This is a genomic window from Psychrobacter sp. ASPA161_6, from assembly GCF_051970285.1.
Classification (GTDB): Bacteria; Pseudomonadota; Gammaproteobacteria; order Pseudomonadales; family Moraxellaceae; genus Psychrobacter; species Psychrobacter glaciei.
In genome coordinates, this window is the sequence record NZ_JBEFNJ010000001.1 from 1,169,688 (window position 1) to 1,185,719 (window position 16,032).

General features: G+C 43.1%; 13 protein-coding genes. 7 read left to right on the forward strand and 6 right to left on the reverse strand.

Annotation, left to right across the window (positions count from 1 at the left end):
• Nucleotides 1–461: 461 nt before the first annotated feature.
• Nucleotides 462–1,145, forward strand: coding sequence for a DUF421 domain-containing protein (locus tag ACTQ9T_RS04805; protein ID WP_440464228.1), 684 nt, complete (start codon nt 462–464; stop codon nt 1,143–1,145).
• A 145-nt stretch (nt 1,146–1,290) separates the two neighbouring features.
• Here the strand turns inward: ACTQ9T_RS04805 and creD are convergent, their stop codons facing one another.
• The 4 genes from creD to pnuC form a co-directional block, all read right to left on the reverse strand.
• Nucleotides 1,291–2,928 carry a cell envelope integrity protein CreD gene (gene creD / locus ACTQ9T_RS04810; RefSeq protein WP_440464229.1) on the reverse strand — a complete coding sequence of 546 codons (1,638 nt, stop codon included), beginning with the start codon at nt 2,926–2,928 and terminating at the stop codon, nt 1,291–1,293.
• Nucleotides 2,929–3,057: 129 nt separating this feature from the next.
• Complete coding sequence (locus ACTQ9T_RS04815; RefSeq protein ID WP_189581882.1) at nt 3,058–3,582, reverse strand: TIGR00645 family protein; 525 nt, start codon at nt 3,580–3,582, stop codon at nt 3,058–3,060.
• Nucleotides 3,583–3,656: 74 nt separating this feature from the next.
• Nucleotides 3,657–4,268: an AAA family ATPase gene (locus ACTQ9T_RS04820; protein WP_440464230.1), complete on the reverse strand. Its 612-nt coding sequence runs from the start codon at nt 4,266–4,268 to the stop codon at nt 3,657–3,659.
• On the reverse strand, nt 4,207–4,932 hold the full coding sequence (gene pnuC / locus ACTQ9T_RS04825) for a nicotinamide riboside transporter PnuC (RefSeq protein WP_440464231.1): 726 nt from the start codon (nt 4,930–4,932) through the stop codon (nt 4,207–4,209). Before pnuC ends, ACTQ9T_RS04820 begins: the two co-directional genes overlap by 62 nt.
• Before the next feature lie 296 nt (nt 4,933–5,228).
• Between pnuC and ACTQ9T_RS04830 the strand changes: the two genes are divergently transcribed.
• The 6 genes from ACTQ9T_RS04830 to ACTQ9T_RS04855 all read left to right on the forward strand — a co-directional run bounded on the left by ACTQ9T_RS04830 (nt 5,229) and on the right by ACTQ9T_RS04855 (nt 14,305).
• Nucleotides 5,229–6,374: a beta-ketoacyl-ACP synthase III gene (locus ACTQ9T_RS04830; RefSeq protein ID WP_189581890.1), complete on the forward strand. Its 1,146-nt coding sequence runs from the start codon at nt 5,229–5,231 to the stop codon at nt 6,372–6,374.
• A gap of 264 nt (nt 6,375–6,638) precedes the next feature.
• Nucleotides 6,639–7,730, forward strand: a complete 1,092-nt coding sequence (prfA, locus tag ACTQ9T_RS04835) for a peptide chain release factor 1 (protein ID WP_010198072.1) — start codon at nt 6,639–6,641, stop codon at nt 7,728–7,730.
• Nucleotides 7,731–8,140: 410 nt separating this feature from the next.
• The gene (lysS, locus tag ACTQ9T_RS04840; RefSeq protein WP_440464232.1) at nt 8,141–9,673 is read left to right on the forward strand and encodes a lysine--tRNA ligase; all 1,533 of its coding nucleotides are present in this window, start codon (nt 8,141–8,143) and stop codon (nt 9,671–9,673) included.
• Nucleotides 9,674–9,893: 220 nt separating this feature from the next.
• On the forward strand, nt 9,894–11,159 hold the full coding sequence (locus tag ACTQ9T_RS04845) for a hypothetical protein (protein ID WP_440464233.1): 1,266 nt from the start codon (nt 9,894–9,896) through the stop codon (nt 11,157–11,159).
• Between the two features lie 99 nt (nt 11,160–11,258).
• Nucleotides 11,259–13,169 carry a DNA polymerase III subunit gamma/tau gene (gene dnaX, locus ACTQ9T_RS04850; protein ID WP_440464234.1) on the forward strand — a complete coding sequence of 637 codons (1,911 nt, stop codon included), beginning with the start codon at nt 11,259–11,261 and terminating at the stop codon, nt 13,167–13,169.
• A gap of 236 nt (nt 13,170–13,405) precedes the next feature.
• Nucleotides 13,406–14,305, forward strand: a complete 900-nt coding sequence (locus ACTQ9T_RS04855; RefSeq protein ID WP_010198065.1) for a LysR family transcriptional regulator — start codon at nt 13,406–13,408, stop codon at nt 14,303–14,305.
• Between the two features lie 228 nt (nt 14,306–14,533).
• Here ACTQ9T_RS04855 and ACTQ9T_RS04860 read toward each other — a convergent pair whose 3' ends face one another.
• Entirely contained in the window at nt 14,534–15,715 is a 1,182-nt protein-coding gene (locus ACTQ9T_RS04860) for an aspartate aminotransferase family protein (RefSeq protein ID WP_194618556.1), read from the reverse strand.
• 40 nt (nt 15,716–15,755) lie between these two features.
• Complete coding sequence (locus ACTQ9T_RS04865; RefSeq protein WP_194618554.1) at nt 15,756–15,947, reverse strand: DNA gyrase inhibitor YacG; 192 nt, start codon at nt 15,945–15,947, stop codon at nt 15,756–15,758.
• Nucleotides 15,948–16,032 lie beyond the last annotated feature (85 nt).

The window sequence follows — 16,032 nt, forward strand, 5'->3', positions numbered from 1 at the left end:
TTACCATCTATGGTACTTTTACTCGCCTTCCTTGTATCCAAAATATCTTGGATCGACTAGGGTCTGTTGAACATTCAAATATTAGGGCTGCTGATTGCTAAAATTGCACCAAACTAGGCGCAAACTGACGATAATGTCGAGACCTTAGCTAGGTTTGCAACAACGTTTGGGGTGATTTTAGCATCAGCCTTTCAGGGCAGTACTATTTTCTGCCAATATATGGCGAAATTGTTTAACCTAGAATGACTAGGCGTCAAAAATTTCACTGCATATTGTCTAAAAAATAGTGACTGCCAGCACGACATTTGAATGTTCAACAGACCCTATAGCAAAAATTTATTGTTGAGCCTTATATTGGAATGGAAGTAGTATAGTGCAATACCAAAAAACCTAACTTATAAATTAAAATGATACATACCTTATAAATAGGCTCGATTTGAAAATGACAAGGAAAGAAAGATATGGATTGGGCAAGTATTTTTATTTATGACACCACGTGGGTATTTGCCGCTGAAATTGTGATACGCGTCATCGTGATGTTTGCTCTGATCATTTTGTTTTTACGCTTTACTGGCAAGCGCGGCGTGCGCCAACTGTCTATTTTTGAGCTAACCATTATTTTATCACTTGGCTCTATCGCAGGTGACCCAATGTTCAATGAGGATTTGCCGCTTATTCAAGCAGTCCTAATCATGAGTATTGTGATTTTGCTATATCGTTTATGTACTTGGGCTATGATGAAATATCAGCCTTTCGAAGATCTGCTAGAAGGGAAGTCGCTCTACATTGTAGAAGACGGCATGCTGGTACTCGATAAAATTAAAAAGGGCAAAATGTCCCATGATGAATTTTTTGCTGAAATGCGCCAACAAGGGGTTGAGCATCTGGGTCAAGTGCGTACTGGCTTGCTAGAGACAGATGGTAATTTTAGTATTTTGTTATATGCACCTGATCACACCATCTATGGTATGCCACTTTTTCCTAAGCAGTATCAACCCGTCAAAGAGATAGAGTCAGGAACGCATTATGCATGTATGCATTGCGGCTACGTCAATCACATATCTGACCCCAATCAGCTTTGCGAGCGCTGTAAGAATGACTGTAGAGACTGGGCAAAAGCCTTAAATAGCAAGATTGTTAGATGACAGTGAATTAGATGATAATGAATTAGATGACAACTATATTGAATTATCTATGAGTAGATTGAGCAGTCTTATGTTGGTAGGTTTAGCGAGTAATACCAACGTAAGACCGCCCTAGACTAAACGTTTTTGGCATGCTCTAACTAAGTTAGGCAATTTTATACCAGTCAATTTTACGGGTCATGACCATCACGCAAGCGAGTAGTACAAAACAGAAAACAGCACCAAGCAATAAATTCATATCTTCAGTGGTTAAGATGCCGAAAAATGAGGCATACAATCCTGCCAGTGTGGCAGTAAAAATCGCGGCTCGTTTGATGCCGCCCAGTACATAATAAGTATACCAACCAATGAGTCCAACACAGGCGCTGGCAGCAATGGCATAAGCTTTCCAAAAGACGATTTGCTCGGCAAGTGGTAATAATAAAACATAAAAAACAAACAGCGCACAACCGACCAACAGGTACTGAATAGGGTGGATGCGGCTGGATTTAATCACTTCAAATAAGAAAAAAGTGCCGAATGAGACCAAGATTAATAATAAGGCGTATTTCATCGCTCGTTCGGTCTGTAAATATACGTCATTAGGCTCAGCAAAACTCACACCAAAGCTGTTCAGGCGCACATTTTGGTAGCTGTCAGTCACGGTAGTGCCTTCTTCTGTGACAATACCTTCTATTGCTGTAATCGCATCATCAGGAGTCATTGACTGGCTGCTGGTATCGAGAGTGGCTTTACTGATGACGACACATCGGTTGTTGGCGGTGCTAAGACACTGCGACAAATCTTGATTGTTGGCGATCGTTAGATATTGATTTTGCCAACTGGCTTCAAAACCGTTAGCAGTAAATTTCTTGGCGTTAGGGAGCGCCTTGCCAATGAAATTAGGCGCATGCCAATTACTGCGCATCGTTAAGTTAAAGTTTTGTCCAGTCGGAACCGTATTTAAATTGCTGATACCCGCTAATGGCAAGTCAATCATGATGTCAGTCGCTTGATTGCCTTTAATGTCGTACGACTGACTACTGATATCTGTACTGGCTAATGCCTCGCTGTTGGTGCTTGTGGCAATGAGTCTGCTTTTATTCTGCTGGCTAGCCATGTTTTTCGTGGCACGCTGCAATATGTTTTGCGGAATAGCGACTTCTACATAGGTCAGGTTTTTCAGTAACGGTGTCTGCGGGTAAGTCGCTTTTATCGGTTTTTGCTCAATGGTCACCGTTGGTAGAGTCGCGACGCCGCGCAGATCTGATACTGGAATAATCAATTTTGCTTCATTCCAGTGAATGATGGTTTCTTTGGGTTTCGTTTTATCATTAATGGTAGGTGTATTGACGGAGCTTTGCTCTGCACTAGCCGTGCTCGTCGCTTCATATAAGCGGCTGATGGCTTTATCAAAAGTGTAACGTTGGTCAAATGTCAACGCCCCATCATAACTGGTCGCATGATAGATGCCGCGCTTATAGGTATCAGTGCTTACCTCAAGATCTTGTGTTGCTTGGGTTTGGTTTGCAAAAATGGTTTCAATTTTTGAGTAGGACGGTGCACATTTACTGGTTGTGCCAGGCGCTGTAATCTGACACTCAGGCGTAACAGTAGTTGGAATGGCAATAAATGGTGTAATGACTTCCTGCGGATTGATATGCTGCTGGGCGATTTCTTTGATCACCGACGCAGCATAATTTTGTCGCTCGTAAATTACTGAGCCAATCATATTTAGACCAATGGCGAAAATAAGGCACAGCCCAGCGATGATAGATAGTTTGGTAAATAGTGTTTTTTGCATGAAAACTCCTCATATGACTCTTTATTCCAAAACTGTCCATATAACAGTCAATAGGTTCAAAGAAAATCATAAAGGAGTGATAAAGAAAAAATATGTAAGAACAATGGAGAGTGTGTGGAATAATAAAAATCAGTGCTTTTTGGTGTCGCCAACCACTTTGTCCATAATCGCAAATAGCAGGCCGGATAGAACGAATGTCATGTGAATAATGACCTTCCACATGAGTTTGTCCGCTTCACCCTCGCTCAGTTCATTAGGAATATCCATAAAGGATTTTAAAAGATCAATAGCAGAAATAGCAACGATGGCACCGATGACTTTTAATTTAAGCCCAGAAAAATCTACTTTCCCCATCCAACTGGGTCGATCAACATGATCGCCTGTATCAATTTTTGAGACAAATATTTCATAGCCACTGAATATGATGATTAATAACAAACTGGCTACTAAGGAGAGGTCGACTAACACTAATATATTGACAATGACGTCTGACACCGAGGCGCTAAATACAGTGTTGAACATCATAAATGTTTTTTGAACGAACTTAACAAATAATAAAATAATACCTAGCACGAGCCCTAGATAAAAAGGCGCTAGTATCCAGCGGCTGTTGAATATGGTTTTTTCTAAGTAAAATTCAAACTTTTTTAGCATGGATATCTCTTAGGTTTTTAAAGATAAAAGTAATGATGAGTTTATTGATACACTCTAATAAAGTTGCTACGAGGCTATATATTGCTAATGTCAGTAAGCTGCGCTACTACCTGCTGAACTCGCTCCTGTCTATCGCCACCAATGCGCTGGAATGGTCTTTGGTGCTTATTTAGTTGGCTGGCGAAATAGGCGCTTATCTCGTCACGTTGATGCGGACTATCCCGCAAGTCATCAGCCACCCATGGCGTATCAACGTCAGTCAATAATATCAAATCATAATGATGTGCCAATGCCGCTTGCTCAAGGGCGATAGGACAGTCGCCATAGTACCAATTGGAATAAACCATTAGCTCAAACAGACTGGTATCACAAAACAAATAATGGCTAGCATCGGACGTCTGAGCGACTTGTTTGGCCAGTTTATTTTCTAATGCAATCTGACCTTGTGCGATAGGTAGCAGATCATCCCACGTGCAAGTCAGCTGCTCGTCATCCCACTTTGCTTGTAGGTAGGTGCGCATATATTCTGATACCCAAGGGATATCAAAATGTGCTGCCAAATCCCGACATAAAGTCGTCTTGCCCGTACTTTCTGCGCCTAAAACAGCGACATTTATGACAGATTTAGGCGTATGCTGTATGAGGTTGTGCGCGATGTTGTGTACGATAGCGTCGTTGCCATTCATAATATGCCCAGATTGCGATGAGAGTGAAGACTACGTATTGTAGCGCGGTAAACGTAAAACCTTTATAAAAGTATAACGGTACCGATATCGCATCGGCAATGATCCATAGTATCCAATGCTCAATCTTGCGCCGTGCCATGAGCCACATCGCCATAAGGAACAAGGCGGTAGTGAGCATATCAGTGTAGTCGACCCACGTAAATAAATGCAGTCCAAGTACTGCACCATCGAAGCTAAAACCGTTATTAATCACTGGTCGGAAATAATAAATCAGTGCTACAAACCCCATCGTTCCCGCTGCCAAAGCAGAGAGTATAGGTATGTCGCCTGCATGCAGGTGCTCGATACGGACATTGTTAGCATCGTTTGACTGCTTATGCTCGACAGATTGAGTCTTCTTATTCTTTGACCAATTAATCCAGCCATATAGGCTCATCACAGTATAGTAAGCATTGATAAACATATCGCCAAACAGCTGCCACTTCCACAGTAAATAGACAAATATCGCAGTGCTGACCAAGCCAATAGGAAAGACCAGAATATTGGTTTTGCTGGCAAGTAAGACACTTGCCACACCAAAGACGACGGCAATCAGTTCAAGGACAATAAATATCGTAGAGTAGTCAGCGTATTGACCAAATAACCAATTGAGAAGTTCTGCCATTAGCTTTCCTAAATATGAGCGTGTATTGATATTTTTGCTAAATAATACTATTCGATGAATAGTACAGAGTAAAACAGCACCAATTATAACGTAGCTACCGTAAAATGAACTGAGTCTTTGCTTATTTATGGCGAGAAACAGATTATTTGTAACAAAGTATTAGAAAAATTATAATATTCAGGCATAATAAAGGCACTGATTTTAAGTTTACAGTTATTCACTCAAATTGAATGGCTATTATTTTTCCACTTTTATGCTTATTCCAAGCACCACAGTAGTAGACAAGGAAGCTTATCATGACGACTTGTATCACGGGCACGGGCCTATATATCCCACCTTATAGCATCAGCAACGAAGAGTTAGTAGAGTCATTTAACCAGTATGTTGAAAATTATAATGCACAGCATGCTGATGAGATAGCAGCAGAGACTGTGACCGCACTTGAGCCTTCTTCAGCCGCTTTTATCGAAAAAGTATCGGGTATCAAATCACGTTATGTGATGGAAAAAGACGGCATTTTAGATCCTGAAATCATGGCTCCCGTGATTCCTTATCGCAATCTAGGCGAAGAGCTGTCTATCATGGCAGAAATGGGTGCCGCAGCGCTTAGAGATGCTTTGGCAGATGCTGGACTTGAGGCCAACGACTTAGATGGCATCATCCTTGCTTGCTCAAACTTCCAGCGCACTTATCCTGCGGTTGCCATCGAAATTCAAAATGAAATTGGTATGATTGGCGGCTTTGCTTATGATATGAACGTCGCTTGTAGTGCCGCGACTTTTGGTCTATCACAAGCGCACGGCTCTATCGTCTCTGGTTTGGCCAAGCGCATCGCTGTGGTCAACGTAGAGATTACCTCGGCGCATCTAAACTGGCGTAACCGTGATAGCCACTTCATCTTTGGTGATGTCGCGACCGCATCTATCGTTGAAGATCTCGATACGCCAAAAGGTTATGAGATTCTGAACTCTAAGCTATTTACCCAGTTTTCGACCAATATCAAAAACGAATACGGCTTTATGGATCGCTCAGAGTTTTTAGCGGCACAGACTGAGATGTATCCAGATATCAAAGAACCAGTCACGGATAAGTTGTTTTTGCAAAATGGCCGTAAAGTATTCCGTGAAGTCTGTCCAAAAGTGTCAGAGATCATCACTGAGCATTTGACTGAGAACGAATTACAAGCCAGTGATGTGAAAATGATGTGGTTACACCAAGCCAATGCCAATATGTTAGATTTAATTCTACGTACAGTCATCGGTAAAGAAGCAGATAAAGCGATTGTCCCAAGCGTCATTGCTGAATTTGCCAATACCAGCTCAGCCAGCCCGATGATTGTCTTCCATCGCTACAAAGATGAGTTAGCATCAGGTGATTTGGGCGTGATTTGTTCATTCGGCGCAGGTTATTCGATTGGCTCAGTATTGGTTCGTAAAGTGTAGCGTTTCATTCTAGATCTTTTTTAACGATAAAAATAGCCAAGATCCTTCTTGGCTATTTTTTTATGTCTACGTTTTTAGCATCGCATTTTATAACCACTGACTGATGAGAAAACAGGGGAATATTTCAGCAGCGATAGGAATGTCTGCCAATAGAATGGCAAAATTACTTAGAATAGCAGCAAGATTACTCAGAGGTTTTAATTTACGGTGAAAAATTTGCTATAATCACGCTCTTACTCTTATCATCCAATTAAAAGTCCTTTTATGAAAGAATCCTTACGCCTGCGTTTAGACCAGATGGTAGACCGTTATGAAGAGGTCACCGCCTTGTTATCAGATCCTAGTGTCATTAGTGATAATAATAAATTCCGTGAATTGTCTGTCGAGCACAGCGACTTGATGGATATCACTACTTTATGGCAAAACTACGTGGGTGCAGAAACGGATCAGGCCGATGCAGAAGCTATGCTGGCCGATGCGACAGATCCTGACATGAAAGAGATGATGCAAGACGAGATTGATAATGCTCGTGATACCATCATAAAGATGGAAGAAGCGCTTAATCTTATGATGCTACCAAAAGATCCTAACGATAAAGTGCCAGCATTTTTGGAGATTCGTGCAGGGACCGGCGGCGACGAGGCAGCGATTTTCTCTGGTGACTTGTTCCGAATGTACCAAAAATACGCGCAGAGCCAAGGCTGGACATTGGACGTGCTGTCTGCAAGCGAAGGTGAGCATGGCGGGTATAAAGAAATCATCACTCGCGTATCCGGCAACAGCGTCTATGGTCGCCTAAAGTTTGAGTCTGGCGTGCACCGTGTCCAGCGTGTTCCTGAAACCGAAAGCCAAGGCCGTGTGCACACCTCAGCTTGTACCGTTGCAGTCATGCCTGAAGTTGAGATTGATGATACCGTCGAGCTCAACCCAGCTGATATCCGTTTTGATACGTTCCGTTCAAGCGGGGCTGGTGGTCAGCACGTTAACACCACCGACTCAGCTGTACGTTTGACGCACATTCCAACGGGCACAGTCGCAGAGTGTCAACAAGAGCGTAGCCAACACAAAAACCGCGCACAAGCGATGAAAATGCTCATTTCACGTATTCAGCAGGTTAAGGTACAAGCACAAGTCGATGTTGCTGATTCGATGCGCCGCGACTTAATCGGTAGTGGCGATCGCAGTGAGCGTATTCGCACCTATAATTTCCCGCAAGGGCGTATGACCGATCATCGTATCAACCTGACCTTATACAAGCTCGACTCTATTATGGAAGGCGACTTGGATGAGATTCTTGACTCATTACTACGTGAGCATCAGGCTGATTTGATGGCGAGTATCGGCGGTGGTGACTAGCAGCTGATCCTACAACACATTGGCAGTTTTATGATTTTTCATCATGATGTCATTTTTTTATAATAATAGGGTCTGTTGAACATTCAAATGTGGAACTGGCAGTGGCTATTTTTTAGACAATACGCAGTGAAATTTTTGACGCCTAGCATTCTAGGTTAGACAATTTCGCCATGTATTGGCAAAAAATAGTCCTGCCCTGAAAGGCTGATGCTAAAATCACCTCAAACGTTGTTATAAACCTAGCTAAGGTCTCGACATTATCGTCGGTTTACGCCTGATTTGATAAAACGTTTGATGCGATTTTAGCGATCAGCAGTCCTAATATTTGAATGTTCAACAGACCCTAAGCATTGATTTAATTTTTCTGTTTTCGTTTATCCATTTAATTACCTAATAATATTGAGAGTGTTATGTCAAAGCACAACAATCAGAATCAAGAGCAAGCCCCAGAAGACGCTAACGAGCTAATTGCTCAGCTACAAGCCAAGCTAGACGATATCACTGCTTCAGGCAAGCAGCCTTATCCAAATACGTTCAAACGCACCGATTATGCACAAGACTTACAAACAGCTTTTGATGGCGTATCAAAGCAAGAAATAGAAGAGAAAGCGGCGAATGGCGAAAAAACACAGGTCAACGTAGCAGGTCGAGTCATGCTCAACCGTGGCTCGTTTATTGTCATCCAAGATATGAGTGGCCGTATTCAGCTATATGTCGCACGTAAAGAGCTCGATGATGAGACGCGTGCGAGCATTAAGTCGCTAGATTTGGGTGACATCGTAGGTGTATCAGGTTATATCGGTCGCTCAGGTAAAGGCGATCTATACGTGCATATCGAAGAGATCAATCTGCTAACCAAATCATTACGTCCCATGCCAAATAAATTCCATGGTTTGGCAGATGTGGAAGCCCGTTATCGCAATCGTCATCTTGATCTGATGACCAATGAGACAACTCGCGATACGTTCATGATTCGCAGTCAGGTCGTCAGCGGTATTCGTAAATTCATGCTGAATGAGCGCTTCATGGAAGTTGAAACGCCAATGATGCATCCTATTCCAGGTGGTGCAGTGGCACGTCCATTTGTGACGCATCATAACGCTTTAGACATGCCGCTTTATTTACGTATCGCGCCTGAGCTTTATCTCAAGCGTTTGGTGGTTGGCGGTTTTGAAAAAGTATTCGAGATTAACCGTAGCTTCCGTAACGAAGGCGTCTCAACCCGTCACAATCCTGAATTTACGATGATTGAGTTTTATCAAGCGTATGCGGATTACCATGACTTGATGGATTTGACCGAGCGTTTATTTAATGAATTGGCGATGGATATCTTGGATACGACTGAGATTACTTACCAAGAAGAAGCCATCAGCCTAAAAGCGCCGTTTGCTCGTTTATCGATGTCTGATGCGATTGCCAAATATGCTGAAAACTTCGACATGACGCATATCAATGACCGTGAGTATCTAGCAGAGTACGCATCTACTACGCTTAAGCAGCAAGTAAAAGATGGCTTTGGTGTGGGTAAACTGCAAACAATTATCTTTGAAGAAACCGCTGAGCATCAATTACGCCAGCCAACCTTTATCACTGAATATCCTGCAGAAACCTCACCACTCGCGCGCCGTAGTGACGACAACCCTGAGATTACCGATCGCTTTGAATTGTTCGTTGGTGGTCGTGAACTGGCCAATGGCTTTAGTGAGCTAAATGACCCAGCAGATCAGGCGGAACGCTTCCGTGGTCAAGTCGCTGAAAAAGACGCAGGCGATGATGAAGCCATGCATTTTGACGAAGAATATATCGAAGCATTGTCTTATGGTTTGCCACCGACAGCAGGTGAGGGTATAGGTATTGATCGCTTAGTCATGCTACTCACTGATTCAGCGAGCATTCGTGATGTGATTTTGTTCCCGCACATGCGCCGCAAGCTTGACAACTAGACTAGCGTCTACTTATTATGAAATATAGTCAATCCTATATAAATTAGATACGATGTCAGGCTCGCTTAGTTTACTACTTGTAGTACTTTTACTCGCTTTCCTTGTGTCTAAATTATATTTAACCGACTATGACGCTGTTACTGAACTGAGTATAGAGCGAGTTTTGCAACGTTGATGACAGACGCTCAGTTGTTTATGAGCACTCATTTATAGGGATATTATGGACACTCAGCACCTACCGCTCTCAGTTTGGCAGCAGATGATTCAGCAAAGCTTTTTATCTTTGTACGATGTATCAGAAGAAGACAGTAACCATTCCCAGCATCTATTGCAGGGTTATGACTTTGTTTTTGAGTTTTCTGGTGCGACGGTTTACCTTATCGTCAATGATGTGGTGATGCAGGCCAATCAGCAAGAGGTTGACAGTACGCAGGTTCGTGAGTGGCGAAAAGAAGTGGTTAATCAATTAATCAAACGTCATGCGCAGCTTTATCTAAAAAATGATGAGGCGCTGGCTGATGTAAACGCGTCGGCATCGAACAAGGCGATTTATTTTATTGGTCTGACGTCACTTGCTATTAAGCATGAAAACGATAAACCAGAGTCACAACCCCATACAGTCAATTACGAGTATGGCAGTCAGTTCTTTGCCGAAGACTGTGTGCTGGACTTGGACGATGAGGAGAGTGTCTTACAAGTATTTAGTCATCAAAACTTTGTCGACATTCTCAATCAGTTGGTGACCCCGAGTGATCTCAGTGCTTATTTGGACTTTCATCGCCGCAAGCTTGCTGGCTTTGAGACGTTTCAAGACGAATCAATGTTGCTCACCCAGTTTTTACAGTCGCCTGATTTTCACCAGAGAGCCATTGAGGTGCAAGAGCAGTTGGTCGCTCATCAGTTAATAGACCAAGTGGAACCGCGCTTACTCACAGCAGCAGAACTCGACCAAGTAACTTTTGCCAATGCGCTGATGCTCGATATTCAAAAGAATACTCGCATGTGGTACAAGCTATTTAATAGCTTGATTCAGCATTATTATGAGGCGGGAACACCACTGCCAAAAGAGCAGGTCGATGTGTTGGTCGATGAGTCAATGTATACCTATGCGTGTTTAATAGAAAAAATACTGGCGCATAGAACGATTGATAAAGATTCAAATTGGAATGGTTATGTTTGTCATGAGCATTCTTATCATGTATTTGGTCGCCATTATTTGATGGTGTTTTATGCACAAGATGAAAATAGCACATTAAGTGCAGACAAGGTTCGCGCCTCGCATCAGGATTTATTGTTCGAGCTTAATTCACAAATGCAGCAGCCGGTGATGGACCATTTGTTCTTAATTGGTGTAGAGGTTAGACCTTGTGAAGACAGCGTCAATACTGAGGTGCATGTTGACGTGTTTCATCAAAATGGCTCGGCTATCGACGCAAACACACAGCGCTTATACGAGCAATTGGCTGAGCTAAGATCGCAGTCATAGACTCATTATATTGTAGATCGCTGATCTGATGCTTCACCTACATTTGTACTTTTCACATTGGCAGTTACTACATTGGCAGTTACTATATTGGCAGTTACTATGACGCAGCAATATCAAGTTTTAGCTCGCAAATACCGTCCCAAGAACTTTCATGAATTGATTGGGCAAACGCACGTCTCGCAAGCACTGATTAATGCCATTGATTATAATCGTCTGCATCATGCTTACCTTTTTACAGGTACGCGCGGTGTGGGCAAGACGACGATTGCGCGTATTTTATCCAAGTGTCTGAATTGTGATACTGGGGTGACTAGTACGCCTTGCGGTGTGTGTGATAATTGCGTCGCCATCGATCAAGGTCGTTTTATTGATCTGATTGAAATTGATGCGGCCTCTCGTACCAAAGTGGAAGACACTCGCGAGCTGTTAGATAACGTGCCTTATGCGCCAAGCCAAGGACGTTACAAGGTCTATCTAATTGATGAAGTGCATATGCTGTCTACGCACAGTTTTAATGCCTTACTCAAGACTTTAGAAGAACCACCTGAACATGTAAAGTTTTTGCTAGCGACGACCGATCCACAAAAATTACCGATTACTATTATCTCGCGCTGTTTACAGTTTGTGCTGCGTCCGTTGCCGCAAACGTTGCTGAGTGAGCATTTGGCAAATGTCCTGACCCAAGAGCAGGTAGGTTATACTCAGCCAGCACTTTGGCAATTGGCCAGTGCGGCAAAAGGCTCGGTACGTGATGCTTTATCCTTGACCGATCAAGCCATTGCTTTCGGTCAAGGTGCGCTGGATGATGTCACTGTCAATGCCATGCTTGGTCTCATTGATGCGGCTGATTTGGTCAGTTTAATTACCGATATCTATAATCACGATAAGTCTGCCGTCGCTGCACATATTGAGCAAATGCGCGCGCAAATGGTTGATGCGACGAGTATGTTTGATGGGCTGGCTGAGCTATTACATCAATTGGCGTTGACCCAGCTGCTTCCTGAAGTGGCTCTCAATGTGAATGAGGCGCAAGCCCAAGACATTAATACGCTTGCGCAGCATATGAGCCCAGACGTCCTGCAACTGTATTATGAAATTGTCGTGCAAGCGCGTGAAGGTGTTAAGCTTGCCAGTACCCCGATGCAAGCGCTGGAGATGTGCATTTTACGTTTGTTAGCCTTTCGTCCGTTGCCAGTCGATGAAGTACTAAGCCCTATTTATGATGGCTCTGTGTCATCTGAAGTACCAGCTATAGAAAATACGACTTCTACGCAGGCAGCCATTACCCATTCAGCTTCGATACCGCCGTTACAGCCTTATGATATCGACTATCAAGAGCAAGCCAGTATTGAGCAGGCAAACGCTAGTTTGGATGAGAATGCGTTAAGTATTAATCCAGCTCATGAGCCTGAACCCGTTGTTGAGCCTGAACCCGTTGTTGAGCCTGAACCCGTTGTTGAGCCTGAACCCGTTGTTGAGCCTGAACCCGTTGTTGAGCCTGAACCCGTTGTTGAGCCTGAACCCGTTGTTGAGCCTGACGCAAATGATTCTCAATTACTGTCTGAATCTGATGATCCACGCACGTTGTTACGCTGCGCACCGCAAGAATTGATAGGCGAGTGGACACCAGAGAAATGGGATTATTGGTTACAAACCGCTCGTGAAGCCAAGATGTTGGCACAAGATGAATTGGCACTTGCTCGTCAAGGTATGATGACGGGTCTATGTAATGGCAAATCGACCTTTGTTACCAGCGTTGACAGTAAGCACTTGCAGGTAACCTTTCAGCAACTGGCAGAAAAACTGCAACAGCAGTTCATACAGGCAGATATTGGTCTGCAAATCGATGGTAGCGTCATGCAAGCGGATGACAAAACACCTGAGCGTCGTCAACAAAAGCGTTTGGTACAAGCAAAAACGGTAGCAGAATCAAAATTGATGAATACACCTGTGATGAAATATTTGACCGAGCGCGGCGAAGGAAAAATGGGCAAAGTTCAGTTATATTAAACAGTCAGAAAAACGATTATTAATATTATTTAATAGTCTGTGTAGTTAATGGATATAATATATCATAAAAAATATCAAGTCGATGTTATACTATCGCCTTGATATTTTTGCTTTTATTACTTATGAAATAAACTTAATTCAAACAACAGCAGTATATTTAATCGCTGTAAGGTAAACTAAAATCCTTTATAATGGTTAAGTTATACTAAAAATTACAACGCAGCTTAGGTGAGAATATGTTGGATAATTTACGCGGTATGGCTGTGTTCGCCAGTGTGGTTGGACATGGCTCGTTTAGTGGCTCAGCTCGTGAGCTTGGTATTACTACCAGTGCAGTCAGTCAGCAAATTCGCTCGTTAGAAAACGACTTGGGTGTCGTACTATTGCATCGCTCTACTCGTAAGCTCAGTTTAACGGAAGCGGGTGAGAGTTTTTACGAAGCGGCAAAAGACGTGGTCAGTGCGGCTGAGCAAGGTAGAATTAAAGTCAATCAGTTACGTGATGAGCTCGCAGGTAGCTTGCGTGTAGCTACAACACCTGAGCTTGGAGTCAATCATATTTTACCGGCGTTATCGACTTGGATGGCGGCACATGATGACTTGAGTGTTACTTATTTAGCAGACAATCATTATATCGATATGATTGATGAGCGTATCGATATCGCGATTCGTATGAGCCCAACGATCAATGATTCTAGTTTGAGTAGCCATCCTTTAACGGATGTGCGCCAGATGCTTGTCGCCTCACCACAGTATCTACGCCAACATGTAAAACTTAAAACCCCTAAAGATTTGGCCGAACATCAGCTGATTTGTATTGAAATCATGAAAGATGCCAATCAGATTGATATGATTCAGACCGAAACTGGCAAAAAATCGCGCATAAAACTGAATTCACGCATTTATACCAATAATGTGTTTATGGCCACAACTTTGGCAAAAGAAGGCCACGGTTTGGTTAGAATGATGGAAATGGACATTAGAAAAGAGCTGGAAAGTGGTGAATTGGTCGAAGTATTGACTGGTTATCAGCTGCCGAGCTTTGTGCTGTATGCGGTTACTTTAAATCGCGATCAGCAGCCCGCTAAAATCACGCGTTGTCTAGAAGTGCTGAAAAAGTATTTCCATGCGAATTAACTTTTAATCTATTTATATATAGTCGATTCAATTTAAAAGTAGTACAAGGCAACCGAGTGTAGACGTATATTAAATACTTCAAGCGAGGTTAACGCAGTAATACTTTTATAGTGGAATGACTATACCCATAAAGCTTGATCAGTAGTAAGCAAAAGAAGCCTATAGATAGCGATTATCTATAGGCTTCTTTTTAACTGTAAATAGGGTTTGTTTCTCTAAACCTTTGGGCTAAAACGACGGCTTTAATAAATCAATCAAACGATCAGCCACTTGTGTGCTTTCGTCACGACTGATGTTAAGCGGTGGCAGTAAGCGTACCACATGGCCACCAGTTACATTGATAATCAGATTTTGCTCGTCACGGGCACGATCCACCAGCTTGCTACAATCCAACTCTTCAGGTAGCGCGATACCAATCATCATACCAGCGCCGCGACTGCTAACGCCATATTGTCCCAATGTATCGACTATACTTTCTCTGATGAATAAGCCTTCAGTCACTGCGTTTTCCATGATATTACTGTTCGCTAATACCTCGTAGACGCTATGAACCACGCGGCTGGCTAATGGCGTGCCACCATAAGTAGAGCCATGGCTACCAGCACCGAACAAGCCGTTAGCGCGACCGCGTACCATACAAGCGCCGACTGGAAAACCGTTACCTAGACCTTTGGCTGTCGTCAATACATCAGGACGAGCGTTGCTATGTTGATAAGCAAAATATTTACCGGTGCGACCATTACCGGTTTGCACTTCATCCAGCATAAATAGCCAGTTATGAGCATCACATTCTGCTTGCAGCTCTTCAAGATAAGTAAAGCCATTGGGGGCAGTATTGAGTCCACCCTCGCCTTGGATAGGCTCTACAAAGATGGCGCAAATGTCATCATGAGCTTGCGCGGCTTGCTTAACCGCTGCAATATCGCCAAAGGGCACACGGATAAAGTCATCGTCCAAGGTATAAAAGCCTTCGCGTGCTTTTGGGTTGGCGGTTGCTGATAAGGACAGTAAGGTACGGCCATGGAACGATTGCTCCATTACAATGACCTTTGGACGTTTAAAACCTTGCTTGTATGCATATAAACGCGCCATTTTTAACGCCGCTTCGTTTGCTTCAGCGCCACTATTAGCGAAAAACACGCTGTCCATCTGAGCTGCTGTACATAGCACTTCGCCAGCGCGCTCTTGCCAATCGATACCGAATAGGTTACTCGTATGAACTAAGGTACCTGCTTGCTGCTGGATAGCATCAGTCACTTGTGGATGGCAATGTCCTAAGCCGCACACCGCGATACCAGTTAAGGCATCTAAGTATGGCGTATCCTCTTTGGTATAGAGCCAACTGCCTGAACCGCGTGTAAAGCTAATTGGTTGACGATTATAAGTGGGCATCAGGTAAGTAGCAGACATGTAAAACATCCTTGGTATAATAATTGAATAAAAGTGTAGGTTATAGTTCGTCAGAGAAAGGTGTGGTTTCCGCAGGTAACGTGTAGTCTTCGTTTGCCCAAGCACCTAAGTCGATAATTTTGCAGCGACTGCTACAGAATGGTTTATATTTATTGTCTTGCCATGCCGTCAGGGTACCGCAGCGTGGACAAGGATAGGTCTTGGGTGATGTGTTTGAAGTAGAGTCAGTCATAATAAGTGAGGCCATCCTCATGGTTATTAGGAAAAGTATAATCAGTGAACGAGAATCGGTATAATAGCATGGGGCTAAAGAATGA

Excerpts from the sequence above, each read along its gene's own strand:
- dnaX (WP_440464234.1), top strand. The coding sequence starts at position 11,259 with ATGACGCAGCAATATCAAGTTTTAGCTCGCAAATACCGTCCCAAGAAC.
- ACTQ9T_RS04830 (WP_189581890.1), top strand. The coding sequence starts at position 5,229 with ATGACGACTTGTATCACGGGCACGGGCCTATATATCCCACCTTATAGC.
- ACTQ9T_RS04820 (WP_440464230.1), bottom strand. The coding sequence starts at position 4,268 with ATGAATGGCAACGACGCTATCGTACACAACATCGCGCACAACCTCATA.
- ACTQ9T_RS04855 (WP_010198065.1), top strand. The coding sequence starts at position 13,406 with ATGTTGGATAATTTACGCGGTATGGCTGTGTTCGCCAGTGTGGTTGGA.
- ACTQ9T_RS04860 (WP_194618556.1), bottom strand. The coding sequence starts at position 15,715 with ATGTCTGCTACTTACCTGATGCCCACTTATAATCGTCAACCAATTAGC.
- ACTQ9T_RS04865 (WP_194618554.1), bottom strand. The coding sequence starts at position 15,947 with ATGACTGACTCTACTTCAAACACATCACCCAAGACCTATCCTTGTCCA.
- prfA (WP_010198072.1), top strand. The coding sequence starts at position 6,639 with ATGAAAGAATCCTTACGCCTGCGTTTAGACCAGATGGTAGACCGTTAT.
- ACTQ9T_RS04845 (WP_440464233.1), top strand. The coding sequence starts at position 9,894 with ATGGACACTCAGCACCTACCGCTCTCAGTTTGGCAGCAGATGATTCAG.
- creD (WP_440464229.1), bottom strand. The coding sequence starts at position 2,928 with ATGCAAAAAACACTATTTACCAAACTATCTATCATCGCTGGGCTGTGC.
- ACTQ9T_RS04805 (WP_440464228.1), top strand. The coding sequence starts at position 462 with ATGGATTGGGCAAGTATTTTTATTTATGACACCACGTGGGTATTTGCC.
- ACTQ9T_RS04815 (WP_189581882.1), bottom strand. The coding sequence starts at position 3,582 with ATGCTAAAAAAGTTTGAATTTTACTTAGAAAAAACCATATTCAACAGC.
- lysS (WP_440464232.1), top strand. The coding sequence starts at position 8,141 with ATGTCAAAGCACAACAATCAGAATCAAGAGCAAGCCCCAGAAGACGCT.
- pnuC (WP_440464231.1), bottom strand. The coding sequence starts at position 4,932 with ATGGCAGAACTTCTCAATTGGTTATTTGGTCAATACGCTGACTACTCT.